General features: G+C 68.4%; 21 protein-coding genes. 18 read left to right on the forward strand and 3 right to left on the reverse strand.

Going from position 1 to position 22679, the window contains the following annotated elements; translation table 11 throughout:
- The first annotated feature begins 243 nt into the window (after positions 1-243).
- The 10 genes from OHA18_RS21305 to OHA18_RS21350 are packed head-to-tail and all read left to right on the forward strand — an operon-like array spanning position 244 to position 9902.
- Entirely contained in the window at positions 244-993 is a 750-nt protein-coding gene (locus tag OHA18_RS21305; protein ID WP_329005928.1) for an SIS domain-containing protein, read from the forward strand.
- A 24-nt stretch (positions 994-1017) separates the two neighbouring features.
- Entirely contained in the window at positions 1018-2436 is a 1419-nt protein-coding gene (gene ngcE / locus OHA18_RS21310; protein ID WP_329005929.1) for an N-acetylglucosamine/diacetylchitobiose ABC transporter substrate-binding protein, read from the forward strand.
- Positions 2433-3431, forward strand: a complete 999-nt coding sequence (locus tag OHA18_RS21315) for a carbohydrate ABC transporter permease (protein WP_329005930.1) — start codon at positions 2433-2435, stop codon at positions 3429-3431. The genes ngcE (OHA18_RS21310) and OHA18_RS21315 overlap by 4 nt, the downstream gene beginning before the upstream one ends.
- Positions 3428-4321, forward strand: a complete 894-nt coding sequence (locus OHA18_RS21320) for a carbohydrate ABC transporter permease (RefSeq protein WP_329005931.1) — start codon at positions 3428-3430, stop codon at positions 4319-4321. The genes OHA18_RS21315 and OHA18_RS21320 overlap by 4 nt, the downstream gene beginning before the upstream one ends.
- Positions 4322-4343: 22 nt before the next feature.
- On the forward strand, positions 4344-5687 hold the full coding sequence (gene ngcE / locus OHA18_RS21325; protein ID WP_329005932.1) for an N-acetylglucosamine/diacetylchitobiose ABC transporter substrate-binding protein: 1344 nt from the start codon (positions 4344-4346) through the stop codon (positions 5685-5687).
- A gap of 48 nt (positions 5688-5735) precedes the next feature.
- The gene (locus OHA18_RS21330) at positions 5736-6740 is read left to right on the forward strand and encodes an iron-siderophore ABC transporter substrate-binding protein (RefSeq protein WP_329005933.1); all 1005 of its coding nucleotides are present in this window, start codon (positions 5736-5738) and stop codon (positions 6738-6740) included.
- 55 nt (positions 6741-6795) lie between these two features.
- Entirely contained in the window at positions 6796-7197 is a 402-nt protein-coding gene (locus OHA18_RS21335) for a hypothetical protein (RefSeq protein WP_329005934.1), read from the forward strand.
- 51 nt (positions 7198-7248) lie between these two features.
- Entirely contained in the window at positions 7249-8304 is a 1056-nt protein-coding gene (gene trpS, locus OHA18_RS21340; RefSeq protein WP_329005935.1) for a tryptophan--tRNA ligase, read from the forward strand.
- Between the two features lie 7 nt (positions 8305-8311).
- A complete protein-coding gene (locus OHA18_RS21345; RefSeq protein WP_329005936.1) occupies positions 8312-8824 on the forward strand; it encodes a 2'-5' RNA ligase family protein in 513 nt (170 codons plus the stop codon).
- A 28-nt stretch (positions 8825-8852) separates the two neighbouring features.
- Positions 8853-9902 carry a YihY/virulence factor BrkB family protein gene (locus OHA18_RS21350; protein ID WP_329005937.1) on the forward strand — a complete coding sequence of 350 codons (1050 nt, stop codon included), beginning with the start codon at positions 8853-8855 and terminating at the stop codon, positions 9900-9902.
- On the opposite strand, the gene OHA18_RS21355 is transcribed toward OHA18_RS21350, so the two are convergent.
- Positions 9896-11023, reverse strand: a complete 1128-nt coding sequence (locus OHA18_RS21355) for a D-alanyl-D-alanine carboxypeptidase family protein (RefSeq protein ID WP_329005938.1) — start codon at positions 11021-11023, stop codon at positions 9896-9898. The genes OHA18_RS21350 and OHA18_RS21355 overlap by 7 nt on opposite strands.
- 58 nt (positions 11024-11081) lie before the next feature.
- A complete protein-coding gene (locus OHA18_RS21360; RefSeq protein WP_329005939.1) occupies positions 11082-12026 on the reverse strand; it encodes a zinc metalloprotease in 945 nt (314 codons plus the stop codon).
- Positions 12027-12205: 179 nt separating this feature from the next.
- Here OHA18_RS21360 and OHA18_RS21365 point away from each other — a divergent pair, with 179 nt between their 5' ends.
- From OHA18_RS21365 to OHA18_RS21400, 8 genes are all read left to right on the forward strand, one after another.
- Positions 12206-13552 (forward strand): glutamine synthetase family protein, encoded by a 1347-nt coding sequence (locus tag OHA18_RS21365; RefSeq protein ID WP_329005940.1) that lies wholly within the window; start codon positions 12206-12208, stop codon positions 13550-13552.
- Positions 13533-14237, forward strand: a complete 705-nt coding sequence (locus tag OHA18_RS21370) for a gamma-glutamyl-gamma-aminobutyrate hydrolase family protein (RefSeq protein ID WP_329005941.1) — start codon at positions 13533-13535, stop codon at positions 14235-14237. The genes OHA18_RS21365 and OHA18_RS21370 overlap by 20 nt, the downstream gene beginning before the upstream one ends.
- Positions 14234-15580, forward strand: coding sequence for an aldehyde dehydrogenase family protein (locus OHA18_RS21375; protein WP_329005942.1), 1347 nt, complete (start codon positions 14234-14236; stop codon positions 15578-15580). The genes OHA18_RS21370 and OHA18_RS21375 overlap by 4 nt, the downstream gene beginning before the upstream one ends.
- Positions 15581-16357: a 3-oxoacyl-ACP reductase gene (locus OHA18_RS21380; protein WP_329005943.1), complete on the forward strand. Its 777-nt coding sequence runs from the start codon at positions 15581-15583 to the stop codon at positions 16355-16357.
- A gap of 9 nt (positions 16358-16366) precedes the next feature.
- A complete protein-coding gene (locus OHA18_RS21385) occupies positions 16367-17086 on the forward strand; it encodes a FadR/GntR family transcriptional regulator (protein ID WP_329005945.1) in 720 nt (239 codons plus the stop codon).
- A gap of 80 nt (positions 17087-17166) precedes the next feature.
- Positions 17167-18669, forward strand: a complete 1503-nt coding sequence (locus OHA18_RS21390; RefSeq protein WP_329005946.1) for an amino acid permease — start codon at positions 17167-17169, stop codon at positions 18667-18669.
- Between the two features lie 227 nt (positions 18670-18896).
- Positions 18897-21659: a helix-turn-helix transcriptional regulator gene (locus OHA18_RS21395; RefSeq protein WP_329005947.1), complete on the forward strand. Its 2763-nt coding sequence runs from the start codon at positions 18897-18899 to the stop codon at positions 21657-21659.
- On the forward strand, positions 21660-21890 hold the full coding sequence (locus tag OHA18_RS21400) for an SCO4848 family membrane protein (protein WP_329005948.1): 231 nt from the start codon (positions 21660-21662) through the stop codon (positions 21888-21890).
- Here OHA18_RS21400 and OHA18_RS21405 read toward each other — a convergent pair.
- Positions 21862-22656, reverse strand: coding sequence for a helix-turn-helix transcriptional regulator (locus OHA18_RS21405; RefSeq protein WP_329005949.1), 795 nt, complete (start codon positions 22654-22656; stop codon positions 21862-21864). The genes OHA18_RS21400 and OHA18_RS21405 overlap by 29 nt on opposite strands.
- Between the last annotated feature and the right edge of the window lie 23 nt (positions 22657-22679).

Consider the following 22679-nt stretch of genomic DNA (forward strand, 5'->3'; position numbering starts at 1 on the left):
CTCCAAACTGCTCAAAAGAGCCTATTTACAAGCACAAGGGAACAAGGTCACGCAACGGTCCCGATCTGAGGAGATCACAGAGATGAGCCTTGACTTTAGCTGCCAGTTGAGAAAAGTTCTGTCCAGCAAACCGCAAACTTGCGCACTTGTCGGCACCAGGAGTGTCGCGGCGAGCAGATTAGTCGAGGGGTGGGGCCGCTGATGGCCAGCAGTAAGCACGGGGGGACAGGGGAGACGAGCGGCGTGAGCGCGCAGTCTTATGTGCACACCCTGACTCCGATTCTGGCCGCCGTGACCGAGCAGATCGACGGTCCGATCCAGCAGGCCGCCGACCTGATGACCGCTTCGCTGCGCGCGGACGGCGTGATCCAGGCGTTCGGTTCCGGGCACTCCGAGGCGCTCGCGATGGAGATCGCCGGCCGCGCCGGCGGCCTGATCGCGACCAACCGGATCGCGCTGCGCGACCTGGTCCTGCTCGGCGGTGAGCCGCCGGAGCTGCTGCGCAGTGCGGAGCTCGAGCGCGACCCCAAGTACTCCCGCAAGCTCTACGAGCTGTCCGCGGCGCGCCCGGGCGACCTGTTCGTGATCGCCTCCAACTCCGGCGTGAACGGCTCGATCGTCGAGCTCGCGAACGTCGCGAAGGAGAACGGGCACCCGCTGATCGCGATCACCTCGCTGCAGCACACCGGCGGAATGGACTCGCGGCACCCGTCCGGCAAGAAGCTGATCGACTTCGCGGACGTGGTGCTCGACAACCATGCGCCGTACGGCGACTCCGTGCTCGACCTGCCCGACGGTGGCGGCAAGGTCTGCGCGGTGTCGTCCATCACTGCCGCCCTGATCGCGCAGATGCTGGTCGCCGAGGTGCTCCGCCGGATGACCGATGCCGGTGAAACCCCGCCGGTCTATCTGTCCGCGAACATCCCCGGCGGCGACGAGCACAACCACGCCCTTGAAGCACGGTACGCCGGTCGCATCCGGCGTACTGCCTGAAACACTCCTTGGAAGGCAGGACCAATGACCACTCCCAACAACCTGTCGCGGCGCCTGTTCCTGCAGCGCGCAGCGGTCGGCACCTTGCTGGCGACCGGTGGCAGCACGCTGCTGGCCGCCTGTGCGGGCAGCAGCAGCGACGACAGCGGCTCCGGCAGTGGCGGCGCCGACAAGACCGCGGACAACCCGTTCGGCATGGCGGACAAGGCCACCGTCGACGCGGTGATCTTCAACGGTGGTTACGGCTACGACTACGTGTCGTTCGCCGCCAGCATCGCGCAGAAGAAGTTCGCGGGCTCGACGTTCAAGGTCGCCCCTTCCACCCAGATCGCGCAGCAGCTGCAGCCGCGCTTCGTCGGCGGCAACCCGCCGGACCTGATCGACAACTCCGGCGCGAACCAGATCGGCTTCAACACGATCCTGGACTCGCTGTCGACGCTGGACGACGTCTTCGAGGCCAACAACTACGAGGGCACGAAGATCGCCGACACCTTGTACCCGGGCGCCAAGAACCCCGGTACCTTCGACGGCAAGTTCGTCGCGATGAACTACGTGCTCACCCTGTATGGCATCTGGTACTCCGACAGCCTGTTCAAGGAGAACGGCTGGGAGCCGCCGAAGACGTACGACGCGCTGCTCGACCTCGGCGCCAAGGCCAAGGCCAAGGGCAAGTACCTGTTCGTCTGGGGCAAGGAAGCCGCCACCTACTACCACACGATGGCCGTCGACGGCGCCATCAAGGAGGGTGGCGACGAGGTCCGGCTGGCGCTGGAGAACCTCAAGGAGAACTGCTGGTCGATGCCGCAGTTCCAGGGCATCTTCAAGGCCCTGGAGACCATGGTCAAGAACGGGTACTTCGTGCCCGGCGGCGCCGGTACCCAGTTCACCGCCGCGCAGGCGAAGTGGAGCAACGACCAGCAGGCCATCCTCTACCCCTCGGGCTCGTGGATCGAGAACGAGATGAAGAAGGCCACCAAGGCGGGCTTCAACATGAAGGGCGTCCCGGAGCCGACCCTGACCGAGAGCCCGAAGCTGCCGTACGAGTCGCTGCGCAGCGCGGCCGGCGAGCCGTTCATCGTCCCGTCGAAGGGCAAGAACGTTGCCGGCGGCAAGGAGCTGCTGCGGGCCATGCTGTCCAAGGACGCGGCGACCAACTTCGCCAAGACCCGGCTGGCGCCGACGATCGTCAAGGGCCTGGTGCCCGCGGACGGTTTCGGCTCGACCGCGCTGCAGTCGCAGACCGCGATGCTGGACGCCGCCGGCACGAACGTCTTCGACTACCAGGTCTTCGGCCTGTACGGCATGAACACCGACCAGCTGGTGGTCTGGAACTCGTTCCTGTCCGGCCAGCTGGACGCGGCGGGCCTGACGAAGGGCCTGCAGCAGATCATGGACAAGGTGCGGAACGACAGCTCCGTCAAGAAGATTCCGGTCACCAAGTGACCGTGACGCAGGATGTCGTGACGGAGGGCGGATCCAAGCGATCCGCCCCCCGGCGCCGTCGCCGGCCGCTGACCTTCGACCGGGTCAGCTTCATGGTCGTGTTCCTCGGCCTGCCGCTGGCGGTCTTCGTGATCTTCGTGGTCTCGCCGTTCGTGCAGGCGCTGTACTACTCGCTGACCGACTGGTCCGGGTTCAGCGCGGGGCAGAAGTTCGTCGGCTTCGACAACTACGTCCGGCTGTTCCACGACGACATCTTCCTGAGGGCCGTGCGCAACAACGTCGAGCTGGCGATCGTCGTGCCGATCGTGACGATCGTGCTGGCGCTGACGCTGGCCACGCTGGTGACGATCGGCGGCTCGGGCACCGGGACCGTCCGCGGACTGCGCAACTCCGGCTTCTACCGGATCGTCTCGTTCTTCCCGTACGTGATCCCGGCGATCGTGATCGGCCTGATCTGGGCCCAGGTGTTCACGCCGGGCTCGGGCATCCTGGACGCGCTGCTGTCGAAGATCGGGCTGCACCAGTTCGAGAACTTCGCCTGGCTCGGCGACGCACGGACCGCGATGCCGGCGTCGATGTTCGTGATGATCTGGGGCTTCGTCGGCTTCTACATGGTGCTGTTCATCGCCGCCATCCGGGGCATCGACCCCGAGGTGTTCGAGGCGGCCCGGATCGACGGCGCCGGCCGGTTCCGGACCGCGATCTTCCTGACGGTGCCGCTGATCCGGGACAACGTGCAGACGGCGTACATCTATCTCGGGATCGCCGCCCTCGACGCCTTCGTCTACATGCAGGCGCTGAACCCCGGTGGCGGGCCGCAGAACTCGACGCTGGTCATGCCCCAGCAGCTGTTCACCACGGCCTTCACCAAGGGGCAGTTCGGTTACTCGACGGCGATGGGCGTGATCCTGGCCGCGGTGACAATGCTGTTCGCGCTCCTGGTCTTCACAGTGAACGCCCTGACCGGCGGACGTGAACGGAAGGTACGTCGATGACAACCACTGCCGCCGACCGGGTCGAACCGGTCGCCCAGTCCCGTGTGCCCGGCAACCGGTCCCGGGAGGGCAGGGGCGTGGCCACCACCGCCCACGTCGCACTGATCCTGTGGTCGCTGCTGGTGATCCTGCCGCTGGTGTGGACCGTGCTGTCCTCGTTCAAGTCGACGCAGGAAGTGCTGGGCAACCCGCTGACGCTGCCGCACAAGCTGCGGTTCGAGAACTACTCCAACGCCTGGACGACGGCCGGCATCGGTCGCTACTTCGCGAACACCGTGATCGTCGTGGGATCCGCACTGGTGCTGGTGATGATCCTCGGCGCCATGTGTGCGTACGTGCTGGCCAGGTTCACGTTCCCCGGCAACCGGCTGATCTACTACTCGATGCTGGCCGGCCTGACGTTCCCGGTCTTCCTGGCGATCGTGCCGCTGTTCTTCGTGCTGAAGAACCTGTCGCTGCTCAACACGCTGCCAGGGTTGATCATCACCTACGTCGCGTTCGCGCTGCCGTTCACCGTCTTCTTCCTGCACAGCTTCTTCAAGGCGCTGCCGGGCGAGATCTACGAGGCGGCGCAGATCGACGGCGCGGGCGAGTGGCGCACGTTCTTCTCGGTGATGTTGCCGATGGCGCGGCCGGGGATGGCGTCGGTGGCCATCTTCAACTTCCTGGGGTTGTGGAACCAGTTCCTGCTCCCCGTCGCCCTGAACACCGACTCGAAGAACTACGTGCTCTCGCAGGGCATGGCGTCGTTCGCGTCGCAGGCCGGTTATGCGGTGGACTTCGGTGCCCTGTTCGCGGCCGTGGTGATCACGGTGGCGCCGGTTCTGGTGGTCTACATCATCTTCCAGCGTCAACTGCAGGTCTCGGTCACCGCCGGAGGCGTGAAGTAGCCGGACGTACTAGCCTGCCGTGGTGCTGACACGGCGGACGTTGTTGCAGAGCGCACTGGCCGGCGCGGTCCTGAGCGGATGTTCCTCAGGCCCGCCGGCCCGGACCGTGTCGCCGCAGAACCCGTTCGACGTCGACGCCAACGCTCCGGTCGACGTGGTGATCAGCGAGGAGTACGGCGGTTTCGCCGCGGCGGCGTACCGGAAGAAGTATGCGGGCGCCGTCGTCACGCCGAAGCTGACACCGAAGCTGTCGGACGCCCTGCTGCCCCGGTTCGCCGCCGGCAATCCGCCCGATGTGGTGCTCAGTACCGGTGATCAGGAACTCGAGCTCGGCCGCCTGGTCAAGGACGGCCAGCTGACCGACCTGCAGCAAGTCCTGGACGCGCCGTCCTGGGACAACCAGGCCGCGAAGGTCAAGGACCAACTGCTGTTGGACCTGCTCGACATCGGCCGGTACGACGGGACGCAGCGCACGCTCAACTACGTCGCAACCGTCTACGGGCTGTGGTTCTCGGCGAGCCTGTTCCAGAGCAACGGCTGGGAGGTCCCGCACACCTGGCCGGATTTGCTTGCCCTCGGCACCGATATGAAGGCGGCCGGCCCCGGCCCGTTCGTCTACGCCGGCGCGCATCCGTACTACGTGCTCGAACTGGTGCTCACGCTGGCCGCCAAGACCGGCGGGGCGGACGTGCTGAAACGGATCGACAACCTCGACGACGGGGCCTGGAAGGACGAGAGCGTCACCCGGGCGATCGCCGCGGTGGGCGAGCTGACCAAGCGCGGCCTGATCGCCGCCGGGAGTGCGCAGTACGACCACATCGGTTCGCAGAAACGGTTCCTCGCCTCGAAGGCCGGGATGCTGCCGTGCGGGAACTGGCTCGAGAACGAGATGAAGGGCCTGGTCCCGGAACGGTTCGGGCTGACGATGTTCGCCGTACCGCCGCTGGACGCCTCGCCGGCGCTCGCCAGCGGGCTGCACGTCGCGGCCACCGCGCCGTTCCTGGTGCCCGAGAAGGCGAAGAACAAGACCGGCGGGCTCGAGTACCTGCGGGCGTTGCTGTCCCAGGACGTGGCGGCGCAGGTCACCTCGGAGTCCAACCAGCTCACGGTTGTCCGCGGCGCGGCCGACGGCCTGGAGCTGAGTACGGCGCTCCGCTCGGCCCGCGACCTGCTGTCGGCGGCCGGCGACCAGGTCATCACGTGGTACTTCGACACCTGGTACCCCGAGTTCGCGAATGCGGCCGCAGTGGCGACCGGGCAGTTCATGACCGGCGGTCTGCAGCAGTCCGAGTGGACCGCCCGCATCCAGGCTGCCGCGGACAAGGTGAAGCAGGACAACGCGGTGACGAAGTACCACCGGGACTGAGATCTGAGTTAGGTTAGGGCAACCTAACTCAAGTCTTGTGAGGTTCCTATGCGCCGGCTGGTGGTCCTGATCGTCCTGCTCCTGGCCTTGGCCGGCTGTGGAGCCGATGACAAGCCGGAGGCGGCGAGCTCGCCGGGTGGCGGTGGGGCGTTCCCGGTCACGATCAAGAACAAGTACGGCGACACGGTGGTCGAGCAGGCGCCGAAGCGGGTCGTGACGGTGGGACTGGTCGAGCAGGACGCGCTGCTCGCGCTGGGCGTCGTACCGGTCGCGACGACCGAGTGGTTCGGGGAGAAGCCTGGTGCGCTGTTCCCGTGGGCGAAGGCGAAGCTCGGGGACGCCGCGGTGCCCCAGGTGCTGAGCGACCAGGACGGGATCCAGTTCGAGAAGATCGCCGCGCTGCAGCCGGACCTGATCATCGGTCTGTACGCCGGGATCACCGCGGACGACTACAAGAAGCTGACCGCCATTGCGCCGACCGTCGCGCAGCCCGCCGGGGTGCCGGACTACGGCGTGTCGTGGCAGGTCGTGGCGCGGACGGTCGGCCAGGCGGTGGGCAAGTCGTCGGAGGCCGATGAGCTGGTGAAGGGCATCGAGAAGCGGTTCGCCGACGTCCGGGCGCAGCATCCCGAGTTCAAGGGCCAGCCGGCCTTGATGGCTACGCCGTACGAGGGGTACTTCGTCTACGGGACGCAGGACCCGCGGTCGCGGCTGCTGACCGAGTTCGGGTTCTCGCTGCCGGCCGGGCTGGACAAGGTGATCGGCGACAAGTTCGGCGGGAACGTCAGTGCCGAACGGGTCTCGTTGCTCGACCAGAAGGCGCTGGTCTGGTTCCCGGAGAAGAACGGTACGGCGAAGTTGAGGGCCGACCCGCTCTACAAGAACCTCAAGGTGCGGACCGAGGGGCGGGACGTGTTCATCGAGGAGAACTACGACGACCAGCTGTACGGCGCGACCAGTTTCGTGTCCGTGCTCAGCCTGCCGATCGTCCTGGACGAGCTGGTCCCGAAGCTGGCGGCCGCCGTGGACGGAAACCCGGCGACGAACGGATAAACCCTATCGCCGTCAGGCGCGGCTCGCCGTACGCTCTTGCTGAGGAGTGGGCGACATGGCATGGCTCGGCGCAGCGGTTCTGTTCTTGATGCTCTGCGCCCTGCTCAACCTCCTGCTCCCGAATCCGCCCCCGGCCCGCTGGCGGCGCCGACTCCAGCGTTTGACTGACCGAGCGGGTGCCCGCGTCCGCCGGCGCCCGGTCCCGACGCCGGACCCGTTCGACACCCTCCGCCTGCAGACCCGCCTGGGGACGCTGTCCACGAAGATCCGCCGGGTGGAGTCCGACCGGCACGTCTACGCCCGGGCCCACCGCCTGATGGCCCTGGAGGCGGCGTACGACGACCTCCTGGACGAGGCCTGCCGCCTGGCCGGCGTACCCGACCCGGACGCCAAACAGCCCGAGGAGAAGCGCTGGCAGGAGGAACAGGAACTAGCCTCCCGCGGCTGGTCCTGGTGAGCACACCGCCCGGGTGCGGACCGGACTGACCTCGCTGGCAGAATCAGGCGTATGTCCCAAGCTGCGTCTGACCCCTCCGCAGCCGGTTCCCAGCGGCGCCCTCGGGTGCTTTCCGGGATCCAGCCGACGGCGGACTCCTTCCACTTCGGCAACTACCTCGGTGCGGTGCGGCAGTGGGTGGCCCTGCAGGACGACCACGAGGCGTTCTACTGCGTCGTCGACCTGCACGCGATCACCGTGGAGTACGAGCCGAAGGCGCTGCGCGAGCGCACCCGCCGGTCGGCGGCGCAGCTGCTCGCGGCGGGGATCGATCCGGAGCGGTCCACCCTCTTCGTCCAGTCGCAGGTGCCCGAGCACGCCCAGCTGGCCTGGGTGATGGCCTGCATCACCGGGATGGGCGAGGCGAGCCGGATGACGCAGTTCAAGGACAAGACCGCCAAGGGCGGCGCCGACCGCGCCACCGTGGGCCTGTTCACGTACCCGATCCTGCAGGCCGCGGACATCCTGATCTACCAGGCCGACCGGGTCCCGGTCGGCGAGGACCAGCGCCAGCACGTGGAGCTGACCCGCGACCTGGCGCAGCGCTTCAACCACCGCTTCGGCAAGACCTTCCGGGTGCCCGAGCCGTACATCGTCAAGGAGACCGCGAAGATCTTCGACTTGCAGGACCCGTCGGCGAAGATGAGCAAATCGAGCTCGTCCCCGGCCGGCATCATCGACCTGCTCGACGACCCGAAGGTCAGCGCGAAGAAGATCCGCTCCGCGGTCACCGACTCGGGCCGCGACGTGATCTTCGACCAGGAGAACAAGCCCGGCGTCGCGAACCTGCTGACGATCTACTCCGCGCTGACCGGCCGCAAGATCTCCGAGCTGGAGGACGAGTACGCCGGCCGCGGGTACGGCGACTTCAAGAAGGACCTGGCCGAGGTGGTGGTCGAGTTCGTCACCCCGTTCCGGGAGAAGACGCTGGCCTACCTCGACGACAAGGCGCAGCTGGACGCGATCCTGGCCGCCGGCGCCGAGCGCGCCCGCGCGGTCACCGAGCCGACGCTCGCCCGGGCGTACGACCGGCTGGGCTTCGTTCCCGGCCCCCCGCAGGGCCGGTAGGCCGCCGATGACGACGATCGGTGTCGCGATCCCGATCGCGGAGCCGTACGGCACGGAGCTGCAGAAGTTCCGGGCCGAGTTCGGCGATCCGATGGCCGCCTCGATCCCGACCCACGTGACGCTGCTGCCGCCGACCGAGATCGAGGCGAGCGACCTGGACCTGATCGACGAGCACCTGCTCGCGGTGGCGGCCCGGTTCCCCCGGTTCCGGATCCGGCTGCGCGGTACGGCGACGTTCCGGCCGATCTCGCCGGTGGTGTTCGTGCCGCTGGCCGAGGGCATCTCGTCGTGCGAGGTGCTGCAGTCGCAGGTGCGGTCGGGCCCGCTGCAGGTCGACCTGCGGTTCCCGTACCACCCGCACGTCACGGTCGCGCACGACCTGGACAAGGACGCCCTCGACCGCGCGTACGACGCCCTGTCGGAGTACGACTGTGCCTTCGACGTCGAGTACTTCAGTCGTTACGAACACGGCGCCGACGGCGTGTGGCGCCCGCAGCGGTCGTTCCCGCTGGCAGGCTGAGCCCGCCACTCTCGGGTACAGGAGTATCATGGGGACGATCAAGCGCGTCTGGGCGCGATTCAGCAGGACGCAGCTGTGGCGCGCCTGGCAGCGGTACGGCGACCGGCGCGGCAACCGGCTGGCCGGGGCGACGAGCTTCTTCGGGTTCCTGTCGCTGTTCCCGCTGATCGTGCTGGCCGCGGCGATCATCGGGCCGCTGCTCGGCGACAAGGCGATCGAGGCCCTGAAGGACGCCCTCCAGCACAACCTGCCCGGGATCAGCGACCGGATCGACATCGACGCGCTGGTCTCCCATGCCGGCACGATCGGCCTGATCTCCGGGATCTCGCTGCTGCTCACCGGCCTCGGCTGGATCGACTCGCTGCGGGCCTCGATCCGCTCGATGCACGAGCTGGACGACGAGCCCGGCAACGCGATCAAGCTCAAGGTCGTCGACCTCGGCGCACTGCTCGGCCTCGGTCTGATCGGCCTGATCGCGACCGGCGCCTCGTCGGTGCTGACCGGCCTGTCCGAGCGCATCATCGGGGCCTCCGACCTGGACGGGACCTGGTTGGCGAGCTGGGGCATCAACCTGATCAGCCTCGTCGTCGGCATCGCGGCCGGTGCGGTCCTGTTCCTGTACCTGCAGACCGCGCTGCCGCGGATCCTGCTGCCGCGCAAGGTCGCGCTGATCGCCGCGCTGGCCGGCGGCATCGTGTTCTACCTGGCGCAGAAGCTCGGCAACGTCTACGTGAGCCACGTGATCGGCGCGAACGCGGCGTACGGCGCTCTGGCGTTGCCGCTGGCGCTGCTGGTGTGGATCTACCTGATGACGCGGGCGATCATGCTGGTCGCGGCCTGGACGAAGGAAGCGACCGTCGAGCCGGAGGTCGTCGCCGAGCGCCCGGAGCCGGTCGAAGAGGCCGAGCCGTTGCTGCTCGGGCCGCCCGGCAAGCGGTACAAGGTGGTTCCGATCCCGGAGCGGAAGGCCGACACGGTCGCAGTGGCCGCCGGTGCGGTGCTGGGTGTCACGCTGACCACGCTGGGCCTCCAGGCGGTGCGAGCGATGCGGTCCGTCCGGTCGATCCGTCGTCAGTGACGGCGTCGGCGGAGGGTGCGCGGCCGGCGCAGGAAGAGGCCGAGCAGCAGTACGGGCGGTGCGGCGTACGCCCAGACGGGGACCCGGAGGGCGAGGGACTGGACCGCCTGGCCGGGGTTGAGGACGGTGCGGCTGCGGGACGGGTGCGCCGTACCTGAGGCCGGCTTGGTCTCGGGTTTGCCCTCGGTCTGGGTCTTCGGCGGGGCCTCGGCCTTCACCAGCGTGCCGACCGGCTTGAGCTTGGCGTAGTTGGCGAACGTCCAGGTCAGCAGGTTGCTGGCGTCCTCGGTGATGCCGTGCGGAGCGTTCATCATCGTCACCACCAGCGTGTGCCCGTTACGGCGGGCGGCGCCGACGAACGTGTTCCGGGCCAGTGTCGTGTAGCCGGTCTTCACACCGAGCGCGCCGTCGTAGTTGAACAGCAGCTTGTTCTGGTTCGCGACCTGGTAGGTGCCCTTGTTGCCGGCGTTCGGGAAGTTCGTGAACTTGGTGGACGCGTACTTCGCGAAGTCCGCGCGGGCCAGCCCGGCCTGCGCGAACAGGGCCAGGTCGTAGGCGCTGGAGTACTGCCCGTCGGCGTCCAGGCCGGTCGGGTCGGTCACGTGCGTGTCGAGCGCGCCGATCTCCTTGGCCTTCGCGTTCATCCGCTCGATCGTCGCGGGGATGCCGCCCTGGTCGTGCGCGCACAGTGCGTGGACGGCGTCGTTCCCGGAGGCCAGGAACATGCCCTGGAAGAGCAGGTCGACGGTGTAGTGCAGGCCGGGGTACACACCGACCTTGCTGCCGATGATCCCGGCGTCGGCGTCCGAACCGATCACCGGATCGGTCTTCTTCAGCCGGGGCAGCAGGACCAGCGCGGTCAGCGTCTTGAGCGTGCTGGCCGGGCGGAGCTTGGCGTGCGCGGCCTTCGCGGCCAGCACCTGACCGGTGTCCAGGTCGGCCACGACGTACGCCGATGCCTGGACGGCCGGCGGTGCCGCCCCGTTGGCGATCACCGTCGGCTTCGCGGTCAGCAGGTCGCCGCCGACCGGGCCTTGTGGGCCCTGGCCGGCGGCGGTCGCTGTCAGAGGACCGGTGGCCACCAGTGCGGTGGTCGCGCAGGCCGTCAGAAGCAAACGCATCGCGGGCACTCTAGTTGCCCGGCGGTGCAGATGTCACAGTCGGGTCTCATGCCCGGGATCAGGCACGGTAGGCGGTCCACATGTTGCTCATGCGGGTTGACTGGCCGGGCGTGAACTGGTTGTAGCAGGAGTCGTAGGAGTAGTCCATGTAGTTGTGGATCGGGTCCAGCCCCGGCAGCGAGCAGGAGTCCCGGCCGGTCGGGCAGCCGCTGGAGGAGCTGCTCTGGGCCGGCGTGTCGGACACCGAGTCGTTCGTGCTCGTGCAGCCGCCCTGGAACGTGTGGTAGAGCCCGAACCAGTGGCCGGCCTCGTGGGACGCGGTCTTGCCGAGGTTGTAGTTGGTCGCCGAGCCGCCGGGCAGCGAGCTGTACTGGACCCGGATGCCGTCGATGCTCGGGCTGCTCGCGTAGTCCCACGGGAAGGTCGCGATCCCGAGGTAGGAGAAGTCGACCAGCCAGATGTTCAGGGCGTTCTTGCCACCCTTGCGCGTTTGTGAGCGGTACGTCGTGCTCTGACCGTCCTTGTGCCAGCTGTTGTTCTTGAAGCGGTCGGTGCCGGCCAGGTAGAACGTGAAGCCGGTGTTCGCGGCCTGCGACGACTCCTGACCCGCGTAGTCCTGGTTCAGCTCGGCGATCTGCTGGTTGATCTGCGTCGAGGTGACGTCACCGGCGCCTGAGGTGCTCAGCATCACGTGTACGTACACCGGGACGCTCGCTGCGGCGAGCTTGCCGGCCGTCGGCGCGAGTCCGCGGGCCTGCTTGGCCTTCAGGATCTGCGCCGTCCTGGCGTCGATCGCCTTCTGCTCGGCCACCGACAGCTCCCGGTGATCGGCACCGAAGCCACCGCGCGCGGCGGCTCCGTCCTCCGGCGTGAAGCAGGCCGGGTTCCCGGTCTGGTCGGCCGGCAACTGGGCGGTTGCCTGACTTCCCAGCGGGCTGAATGCGAGCGCCGTACCGGCCAGCAGAACGGCCAGGGCGCGGGGGCGGGTAACGAAAGATCGCATAGCGGTCCTCCAGAATCGGGCCGCTTGGGCGGTGCGGCCGAATCCGGCGATTTTCCCCGTGATCCCGGACACTGCCAACCCATTCACTGTCCGCCCAGTGCCACGGCACCGCATTGACAGTTCCGGCTAGGCTTGAGTCAATGGACTGGAGATAGACCAATAGAACTCCGGGAGTGGCCGTGCTGGGTGTGGAGGAGTTGCGGAGGCTGGTCGAGGCCGGCGAGGTCGACACCGTGCTGGTGGCGATCACCGATATGCAGGGTCGGTTGCAGGGGAAGCGGTGTGGGGCGCGGTACTTCCTGGAGGAGGTGCTGAAGCACGGGACCGAGGGGTGCAACTACCTGCTCGCGGTCGACGTCGACATGAACACCGTGGACGGGTACGCGATGTCGTCCTGGGAGCGTGGGTACGGCGACCTGGTGATGGCGCCCGATCTCGACACGCTCCGGCTGATCCCGTGGCTCGACGGTACGGCGATGGTGCTGTGCGACGTGCAGTGGCTGGACGGACAGCCTGTCGTCGCCTCGCCGCGGCAGGTGCTTCGTGCGCAGCTGGATCGGCTCGCGGAGAAGAACCTGAAGGCGTACGTCGGGACCGAGCTCGAGTTCATCGTGTTCGACGACACCTTCGAGACCGCCTGGGACAAGCGGTACCGCGATCTCACGCCGTCGAACCAGTACAACGTCGACTACTCCCTTCTCGGCACCTCCCGGATCGAGCCGCTGCTGCGCGACATCCGCAACGGCATGACCGGCGCCGGCCTGTACGTCGAGTCCGCGAAGGGCGAGTGCAACCTCGGCCAGCACGAGATCGCCTTCCGGTACGACGAGGCGCTCGCGACCTGCGACAACCACTCGATCTACAAGACCGGTGCGAAGGAGATCGCCGCCAAGCACGGCAAGAGCCTCACGTTCATGGCGAAGTACGACGAACGCGAAGGCAACTCCTGTCACATCCACCTGAGCTTCCGCTCGACCGACGGCGATGCGGTGCTGGCCGGCGAGCGTGACCACGGGTTCTCCCAGCTGATGGAGCACTTCATCGCCGGTCAGCTCGCCTGCCTGTCGGAGTTCACCTATCTGCTCGCCCCGAACATCAACTCCTACAAGCGATTCCAGAAGGGCAGCTTCGCGCCGACCGCGGTCGCCTGGGGTCTGGACAACCGCACCTGTTCGCTCCGCGTGGTCGGTCACGGCGACTCGCTCCGGGTCGAGAACCGCCTGCCCGGCGGCGACGTGAACCCGTACCTCGCGGTCGCCGCGATCATCGCCTCCGGCCTGCACGGCATCGAGAACGAGCTGGACCTCGAGCCGCTGCTGGAAGGCAACGCCTACGAGTCCGACAAGGAGCACGTCCCGTCCACGTTGCGCGAGGCCGCGGCCCTGTTCACCGGCTCGAAGCCGGCCCGCGAGGCGTTCGGCGACGAGATGGTCGACCACTACACCAACACGGCGCGGATCGAGCTCGACGCGTACGACGCCGCCGTCACCGACTGGGAGCGAGTCCGTGGCTTCGAACGCCTCTAGGCCGCGCATCGGCATCACGACGTACCTGGAGACCGCCACCTGGGGTATCTGGGAACGCGAGTCGGCGATCCTCCCGCGCGTGTACCTCGACGCGGTGGCCGCGGCCGGCGGCGTACCGATCCTGCTTCCGCCGGTAGGGACCGATCCCTCGGTCGTGGAGATCCTGGACGGTCTCGTCGTCGCGGGCGGCTGCGACGTCGATCCCGGCTCGTACGACGCGTCGCCGCATCCGGAGACCGTCGACACGCGCCCAGGGCGTGACGATCACGAAGCCGTCCTGATCCGGGCCGCGCTGGACCGTGACCTTCCGTTGCTGGCCGTCTGCCGTGGATTGCAGATGCTCAACGTCACGCTGGGCGGGACGTTGCACCAGCACCTGCCGGACGTGATCGCCAACGACGAGCACCGTCCGGCGCCGGCGGTCTTCGCGACCACTGAGGTGAAGGTCGAGCCCGGCACCCTCACCGCCCGGATCCTCGGCCGGCACACCACCGGCAGTTGCTACCACCACCAGGCGCTCGACGTCCTCGCACCGGGCCTGAAGGTCACCGCCCGCGCGGGGGACGGGACGATCGAGGCCGCCGAAGTGGAGGGCCGCGACTTCGCGCTCGGCGTGCAGTGGCATCCCGAGGAGAACCCCGAGGACCTACGACTCTTCACCGCTTTGATCAGGAGAGCTTCATGAAGTACGACGTGCTCAACCCGGCCACCGAACAGGTGGTCAGGACCATCGAGCTCGCCTCCGAGCAGGATGCCGACGCCGCGATCGCGCGAGCCGCCAAGGCCTTCGAGACCTGGCGGAACGTGAACCCGGCCGACCGTGGCCGGCTGCTGCGAAGGTTCGCTGACGCCGTCGACGCGGACCTGGAGAACCTGGCCGCGCTGGAGGTCGAGAACGCCGGTCACACGATCGGCAACGCCCGCTGGGAAGCCGGTAACGTCCGCGACGTCCTGACGTACTACGCGGCCGCGCCGGAACGCCTGTTCGGCCGGCAGATCCCTGTTGCCGGGGGCATCAATGTGACGTTCCAGGAACCGCTCGGCGTGGTCGGCGTGATCGTCCCGTGGAACTTCCCGATGCCGATCGCCGGCTGGGGTTTCGCCCCGGCCCTCGCGGCCGGCAACACCGTCGTCCTCAAACCCGCCGAGCTGACCCCGCTGACCGCCATCCGGCTGGGCGAACTCGCCCTCGAAGCAGGCCTGCCGGAAGGCGTCCTCGAAGTCGTCCCCGGTCGCGGCACCGTCGTGGGGCAGCGTTTCGTCACCCATCCGGCCGTCCGCAAGATCGTCTTCACCGGATCGACCACGGTCGGCAAGCAGATCATGGCCGGCTGCGCGGACCAGGTGAAGCGAGTGACGCTCGAGCTGGGCGGCAAGTCCGCGAACGTCGTCTTCGCCGACGCCGACCTGGAGAAGGCGGCAGCGCAAGCGCCGTACGGCGTGTTCGACAACGCCGGGCAGGACTGTTGTGCGCGGTCGCGGATCCTGGTGGAGCGCACGGCGTACGACCGCTTCATGGAGCTGCTGGAGCCCGCGGTGAAGAACTTCAAGGTTGGCGATCCAGGTGATCCGGCGACCGAGATGGGGCCGTTGATCTCGGCCGGGCAGCGGGAGCAGGTCGCGTCGTACGTCGACAACCCCGCGTTCCAAGGGACTGCGCCGAGTGGTCCCGGGTTCTGGTTCCCGCCGACGGTGCTGGCGCCGGCCAGTGACCGGGCGTTGCGCGAGGAGATCTTCGGGCCGGTGGTCGCGGTGGTCCCGTTCGAGGACGAGGCCGACGCGCTGCGGATCGCGAACGACAGCGAGTACGGGCTTTCCGGGTCGATCTGGACCCGGGACGTCGGTCGCGCGATCAGGGTCGGCCGCGGCGTCGAGGCCGGCAATCTGTCCATCAATTCCAACTCGTCGGTCCGGTACTCGACACCGTTCGGCGGGTACAAGCAGTCCGGCCTCGGCCGGGAGCTCGGCCCGGACGCGCTGGCCGCGTTCACCGAGACCAAGAACATCTTCATCAGCACGGAGGACTGAATGGACGTCAAGGCTCATCGGCTCGAGGGCCGCGTCGCGGTGGTGACCGGTGGTGCGAGCGGGATCGGGCTGGCCACGGTACGGCGGCTGGCCGCGGAGGGCGCGCACGTCGTGATCGGCGACCTCGACCCGGCCGCGGGCAAGGCGGCGGCGGACGAGGTCGGCGGACTGTTCGTGGCGACCGACGTCACCGACGCAGTTGCCGTGGAGAACCTGTTCAAGCAGGCCTTCGACACCTACGGCAGCGTCGACATCGCGTTCAACAACGCGGGCATCTCGCCGCCGGACGACGCGTCGATCCTGGACACCGGGCTGGAGGCGTGGCGGAAGGTCCAGGAGGTCAACCTCACCTCGGTGTACCTGTGCTGCAAGGCCGCGATCCCTTACATGCAACGGCAGGCCAAGGGCTCGATCATCAACACCGCGTCGTTCGTCGCGGTGATGGGTGCGGCGACCTCGCAGATCTCGTACTCCGCCTCGAAGGGCGGCGTACTGGCGATGAGCCGGGAGCTCGGGGTCGAGTTCGCCCGGCAGGGGATCCGGGTGAACGCGCTCTGCCCGGGCCCGGTGAACACGCCGCTGCTGACCGAGTTGTTCGCGAAGGACCCGGAGCGGGCCCAGCGCCGGCTCGTGCACGTCCCGATGGGCCGCTTCGGCGAACCCGACGAGATCGCCGCCGCGGTCGCCTTCCTGGCCAGCGACGACTCCTCCTTCATCACCGCCAACACGTTCCTGGTCGACGGGGGAATCTCCGGCGCCTATGTGACACCGATCTAGTCTGGGGGCATGGTCGTTCAGGCAGACGAGGCGGTGTTCCGGCCGGTCCGGGCCGGGAACCCGTTCGAGGAGACGGTCGAGCGGTTGCTGCAGGCAATCAAGCTCGGCGTCGTCGTGCCCGGCGACCGGTTGCCGCCGGAGCGGGAGCTCGCGGCCCGGCTGAACGTCAGCCGGGTCACCCTCCGGGAGGCGATCCACGCCCTCACCGAGGCCGGGTACGTCGAGTCCCGGCGCGGCCGGTACGGCGGCACGTTCGTCAACGAGCAGTTGCCGAAACCCCGCCGTACGCCGGCCAAACGGCTCGCCCGCGACCTGGCCGACGGACTGGACGACGCGCTCACGTTGCGGTTCGTGCTGGAAACCGGCGCCGCGGAAGCCGCCGCCACGCGCGACCTGAGCGACGCCGAACGCGACCACCTCGAACACTGCCTCGCCGACACGTCTGCGGCTCGCCTGGCCGACTACCGCCGCCTCGACTCCCGCCTGCACCTGGCGATCGCCGAGGTCACCGGCTCGCCGTCGCTGACGTCCGCGATGGCCGACGTCCGCATGCGCCTGAACGAACTCCTCGACGCGATCCCCCTGCTCGAGCGCAACATCCAGCACTCGAACCAACAGCACCAGGCGATCGTCGACGCGATCCTCGCCGGCGATCCGGAGGCGGCCAGGCAGGCGATGCAGGAACACCTGTCGGGCACCGCGGTGCTGCTGCACGGCTTTCTCGCCTGACTCCTTGACACCCCGGGATGCCGGGTGCCTCAATGGCGTAAAGGTCTGGGGGGAGACCATTGGCGCGGCTAGGAGGCTCGATGACGGACGACGAGGATCGCCTGCACCAACTGGGTTACGCACAAGAGCTGAACCGGACGATGTCCGGGTTCTCGAACTTCGCGGTGTCGTTCACGATCATCTCGATCCTGTCCGGCTGCCTGACGTTGTACGGGTTCGGGATGAACACCGGCGGCCCGGTGATGATCGTCTGGGGCTGGCCGATCGTCGGGCTGATGACGCTGTTCGTCGGCCTCGCCATGGCGGAGGTGTGCTCGAGCTACCCGACCGCCGGCGGCCTGTACTACTGGTCCGCGAAGCTGGCGCCGTCCAACGGCCCGGCCTGGTCCTGGTTCACCGGGTGGTTCAACTTCCTGGGTCAGGTCGCGGTGACGGCCGGGATCGACTTCGGGGCGGCGTTCTTCCTGAACGCGTTCCTGGACCTGCAGTTCGGCTTCAGTGCGACGCCGGGGCACACGATCCTGTTGTTCGGGATCATCCTGCTGGTGCACGCCTTGCTGAACTCGTTCGGCGTGAAGCTGGTCGCGCGGCTGAACGACATCAGCGTCTGGTGGCACATCATCGGCGTGCTGTTCATCGTCGGTGCGCTGGTGTTCGTGCCGGACAAGCACCAGTCGGCGTCGTTCGTGTTCGGCCATTTCGTGAACAACACCGGGTGGGGTTCGACCTTCTACGTCGCACTGCTCGGCCTGCTGCTGGCGCAGTACACGCTCACCGGGTACGACGCGTCCGCGCACATGACCGAGGAGACCCACGACGCGGCGCGTTCCGGGCCGCGCGGAATCGTGATGTCGATCCTGGTCTCGCTCGCGGCCGGATGGGTCCTGCTGATCGGGCTGACCTTCGCGATCCAGAACTACGACGGCGCGCTGCACAGTTCGAGCGGCGTACCGCCGGCGCAGATCTTCATCGACGCGGTCGGTGCCGTGACCGGCAAGATCCTGCTGCTGATCGTGATCGGGGCGCAGCTGTTCTGCGGGATGTCGTCGGTGACGGCGAACTCCCGGATGATCTACGCGTTCTCCCGCGACGGCGCCCTGCCAGGGTCGACGCTGTGGCACAAGATCAACCACCGCACCCGGACACCTACCAATGCGATCTGGCTGGCCGCGGCTGGTGCGTTCGTCCTCGGTCTGCCGTACCTCTGGAACGCGACGGCGTACGCCGCGGTCACCTCGATCGCCGTGATCGGCCTGTACATCGCTTATGTACTGCCCACGCTGCTCCGGCTCCTTCAGGGTGACAACTTCCAGCCCGGACCGTGGAACCTCGGTCGCTGGAGCCGCCCGATCGGCATCGTGGCGATCGTCTGGGTCGTCTTCATCACGATCCTGTTCATGCTGCCGCAGGTCAGTCCGGTCACCGGTAGCACTTTCAACTACACCCCACTGGCCGTCCTGGTCGTCCTCGGCTTCGCCGCGGGCTACTGGTTCCTCTCGGCTCGCCACTGGTTCACCGGCCCCAAGGTCCAAGGCAGCGAGGAAGAACTGGCCGCCATCGAACGCGACCTCGAATCCATCTGATCCAACTCTCAACCGCCTGCCGTGCAAGGAATCGGCAGGCGGTTGAACTTTGTCTACAAGCGCGCAGACCATCCGGTGCCGGGGCACGATCGTGCCGTCGCGACTGCTCGGATCTGGGCAAGAGTCGGTGACAGGATGGTGACCATCAAATTTCCTCATGTGACACTTGCCGTGTCGGATGGTCGTTTCCTGTGATAATCAGCGAAGGTAATCCTTCGGGGAGCTAGATGACTGACGACGAACTGGTTGGGCGTGCAGGACTGGTCGAGCGTGCTACCAAGCAGCTCGAGACCAGCGGCAGCGTGCTGCTGTACGGCCCGACCGGTATCGGCAAGTCAGCTCTCGGGCGGGCCCTGGTCGCGGATCGCGGCCGGAAGGGCTGCCGGATCCTCAGTGCCGCCCCGTCGAACTCCGAGGCCGGCCTCCCGTACGTCACGCTCCTCGACCTGCTGTCCAACCAGCTCGAGTTCGCGTGGCAGGTGCTGCCGGACCACCTCCGCCAGCCGCTGGAGGTCGCGCTGCTGAAGGCGAGCGCTCCGGACACCGTGCGGGACGAGCTGGCCGTCCGTCTCGCCGTACTGCACGTTCTCCGCCGCCTGGCCGCCACCGGTCCGGTTCTCCTGGTGGTCGATGACATCCAGTGGGTCGACCCGTCGAGCCTCGAGGTGCTCACGTTCTGCGCGCGGCGCCTGTCCGAGGGCGTGCACCTGCTCGCCACCGAGCAGGTGGCCGACGGCGACCTTCCGATGATGGTCGACGCCTGCCCGGAGCCCGTGCTCCAGCTCGAGGTCCCCCCGCTGACCGAGCCGGATGTCCTCGGTCTGCTCCGTCAGCGCCTGTCCAGCCCGCTCCCGGTGCGCACGGCCCGCCGGATCTTCACCGCGAGCGCCGGCAACCCGTTCATGGCCCTCGAGCTCGGCCGGGCCGTACTGCGGCACCCGAAGAGCGTCTCGCCCAACGACCCGCTCCCGGTGTCCAGCCGCCTCAAGACCCTGCTCGGCGACCGCCTCTCCACCCTGGCGCCCGGCGCACACGAACTGCTGCTGCACGCGGCGTCGTCACCGCGCCCGACCACGACACAGCTCGCCCGGTCCCTCGACCGCCCGATCGAGGCCGACCTGGCCGAGGCCGAGACCCTCGGCCTGATCGACATCGCCGCCGAGCGCCTCCGCTTCACCCACCCACTGCTGCGCGAGTTCGTGTACGCCGAGGCGACGTCAGCGGCCCGCCGTCAGGCGCACGCCCAGCTCGCGGCCGTGGTCGACGAGCCCGTGGAGAACGCGACCCACCGTGCCCTCGCCACCCAGGAGGCCGACCCGGAGCTGGCGTCGGCGATCGAGGAGGCGGCCACCGTCGCCGCCGGCCGTGGTGCGCCCGGTGCCGCCGCGACGCTGTGGCGGCTGAGCGCGGAGCGGACGCCGATCACGCGGCCGGACGATCGCGCCCGGCGCCTGACCCGGGCCGCCGACGATGCCGCGGCCGCCGGTCACCTTGCGGAGTCGGCCGACATGGCGCGGTTCGCCGTACAGGCTGCGACGACGCCGGAGACGAAGGTGCCCGCGCTGCTGCTGTGTGCGGACGCGGTCTGGCCGGAGCGCGACCGCCGGGTCGAACTGCTGGCGGAGGCGTTCGTTGCGGCCAAGGGCAACAAGCGGCTCGAGGCGCGGGTGCGGATCGAGCGCAGCCACAGCCACTACTTCGATCGCAGTCTGGACGACGCGCAGGAGGACGCCCGGGTCGCCGAGGCGCTCGCGCGCGAGGCGGGTGACACCGAGGCGATCGTCGACGCCCTGAGCGCGGCGAGCTCGGTGCTGATGGCGCGTGACGCCGAGGTGTCCGCGGACGCCGTGCTCGAGCAGGCTGCCGAGATGGCCAAGGGTCTGCCGCTCACCAAGACTGTGGTGAACGCCCGGCAGATGGCCGCGATGCGGGAGCTGTTCCGCGGGCGGACGGCCGAGGCGATCACCCGGATCACGGCGCTGGTCGACGACGTCCGCGACCACGGCGCGATGCGCTGGCTCGCGTCCGCGCTGATCTCGGCGACCGCGATCTACGAGCGCAGCGGGCGTGGCGCCGACGCACTGGCCGCGGGGCATGAGTGCTACCAGCTGATGCAGGACATCGGTGACGAGGCCGAGGTCGGCATGGTCATCGCCAGCCGGGCCGAGTGGGTCGGCGGCTCGGCGGCCATGGGCCGGCAGCTCGCCGAGGCCGCGCTGGAGGGTGTGCGCCTGGTCGGGAACGACGAGTGGACCGGCCCGGCGCTGGCCAGCCTCGGGCAGATGGCCGTGCTCACCGGCGACCCGCAACGAGCGGTCGAGTCGTTCGACGCGATCGCGGAGTCGGGCGAGGCAGCGATGCCCTACGACCCGGCGGTGATCCCGTGGCACGCGGACTACGCGGAGGCACTGGTCGCGGCCGGCCGGCTCGATGACGCGGCGACGCTGATCACCGAGATCCGGACCCGCGCGGAGAACCTCGACCGCGAGGTCATCATGATCGGCCTGGCCCGGTCCGAGGCGCTGCTGATCGCCAAGCAAGGCGATCCGGCCGCGGCGCTGGATCTGCTCGAGAAGACGATCGGCACGGCCGGGGACCGGGTCTACCCGCTCGACCTGGCTCGTTGTGAGCTCACCCGCGGCCGGGTCGCCCGGCAGGCCCGTCGCCGGTCGGTCGCGCGGACCGCGTTCCTGGACGCGATCGAGCAGTTCGAGGCGTACGGCGCTCCCGCCTGGCGCGAGGTGGCCGAGACCGAGCTGGCGCGTCTCGACGTACCGAGCCGGAGCCGGCAGCCCTCGGAGCTGACCGACAACGAGCAGCAGATCGTCTCGATGGTCCGCGACGGCTCCACCAACCGCGAGATCGCCGCGGCCCTGTACCTCTCGGTGAAGGCGGTCGAGTCCCAGCTGACCCGCCTCTACCGGCGCTTCGGAGTGGCCAACCGCACCCAGCTGCTCCGGACGGTGGACCGCCCTGGTCACAATGGCTAGGTGAAACTCGAACGGAAGCACGCGCTGATCCTGCTCGCCATCGCCGCCTGGAACGTCGTCACGTATCTGCGCTTCATCAAGGCGCTGATGGACACCGAGGGCCGCCCGACCGGGTACTACGTGGCGCACACGATCCTGGTCATCGTGAATCTGCTGATCGCCGCGCTGCTCGGCACGTGGGGTGTGCGCGCTTACAAGGCGTCTAAGGCTTCACAAAACGCGCAGGTGTGACCCCGAGCAGTTTCCGGAAGTGCCGGTTGAGGTGTGACTGGTCGTAGAACCCGGCGAGCGTCGCCACCTCCGCGGCCGGGCGCCCGTCGAGCAGGAACCGCCGCGCCAGGTCGACCCGCCGGCCGGTCAGGTAGCGGTGCGGTGGCATGCCGTACTCCCGGCTGAACGCCCGGACCAGATGCGCAGGATGCGCATGCACCACCTTCGCGGCATCCTCGAGCGTGAGCCCGTCGGCCACGTTGGCATCGAGTAGCTCACGCAGCCGCACCGCTATACCGGTGTCGCGCCGGTCCGGTGGATCAACCACCTGGCGGCGGAGATGCTGGCCCAGGCGCTCCTCGATCAACGTCAGCCGGCTCTGGGCCTCCAGATCCTCCTGACCGTCCTTCAGTACGCCGTGCAGCTGGTGGATCCGGTGCCGCAGCAGCGGGTCGACGTACTCCGGCTGGTCGACGGCCGCGCCGATCAGGTGATCGCCGCCGAGCCGATCGGGCGCCAGGTACAGCACCCGCTTGCGGAAACCCTCCGGCAGAACCGACCGCCCGTCGTGGGGCACGTGCGGTGGGAGCAGCGAGACCTGCGCCTGGGCGAGCCCGTGCTCGCGGTGATCCAGGTCGTACCGGACGGCGCCCTGGTCGACGATGAGCACGGTCCACGCGTCGTGGGTGTGGGTCGGATACGCGTGCGACGGGAAATAGGCGTGCAGCACCTCGACGACCCCGGCCAGCCCGGGCCGCCACGCCCGGACCACGGCGCCGCTGCTCATAGTCAGAACATACGCTTCTGCGC

It is taken from the genome of Kribbella sp. NBC_00709, from assembly GCF_036226565.1.
GTDB lineage: Bacteria > Actinomycetota > Actinomycetes > Propionibacteriales > Kribbellaceae > Kribbella.

Coding starts and splice junctions, on each gene's coding strand:
- OHA18_RS21350 (WP_329005937.1), top strand. CDS start 8,853: ATGGGGACGATCAAGCGCGTCTGGGCGCGATTCAGCAGGACGCAGCTG.
- OHA18_RS21330 (WP_329005933.1), top strand. CDS start 5,736: ATGCGCCGGCTGGTGGTCCTGATCGTCCTGCTCCTGGCCTTGGCCGGC.
- OHA18_RS21355 (WP_329005938.1), bottom strand. CDS start 11,023: ATGCGTTTGCTTCTGACGGCCTGCGCGACCACCGCACTGGTGGCCACC.
- OHA18_RS21345 (WP_329005936.1), top strand. CDS start 8,312: ATGACGACGATCGGTGTCGCGATCCCGATCGCGGAGCCGTACGGCACG.
- ngcE (WP_329005929.1), top strand. CDS start 1,018: ATGACCACTCCCAACAACCTGTCGCGGCGCCTGTTCCTGCAGCGCGCA.
- OHA18_RS21405 (WP_329005949.1), bottom strand. CDS start 22,656: ATGAGCAGCGGCGCCGTGGTCCGGGCGTGGCGGCCCGGGCTGGCCGGG.
- OHA18_RS21335 (WP_329005934.1), top strand. CDS start 6,796: ATGGCATGGCTCGGCGCAGCGGTTCTGTTCTTGATGCTCTGCGCCCTG.
- OHA18_RS21395 (WP_329005947.1), top strand. CDS start 18,897: ATGACTGACGACGAACTGGTTGGGCGTGCAGGACTGGTCGAGCGTGCT.
- OHA18_RS21385 (WP_329005945.1), top strand. CDS start 16,367: ATGGTCGTTCAGGCAGACGAGGCGGTGTTCCGGCCGGTCCGGGCCGGG.
- OHA18_RS21360 (WP_329005939.1), bottom strand. CDS start 12,026: ATGCGATCTTTCGTTACCCGCCCCCGCGCCCTGGCCGTTCTGCTGGCC.
- OHA18_RS21320 (WP_329005931.1), top strand. CDS start 3,428: ATGACAACCACTGCCGCCGACCGGGTCGAACCGGTCGCCCAGTCCCGT.
- OHA18_RS21375 (WP_329005942.1), top strand. CDS start 14,234: ATGAAGTACGACGTGCTCAACCCGGCCACCGAACAGGTGGTCAGGACC.
- trpS (WP_329005935.1), top strand. CDS start 7,249: ATGTCCCAAGCTGCGTCTGACCCCTCCGCAGCCGGTTCCCAGCGGCGC.
- OHA18_RS21390 (WP_329005946.1), top strand. CDS start 17,167: ATGACGGACGACGAGGATCGCCTGCACCAACTGGGTTACGCACAAGAG.
- OHA18_RS21380 (WP_329005943.1), top strand. CDS start 15,581: ATGGACGTCAAGGCTCATCGGCTCGAGGGCCGCGTCGCGGTGGTGACC.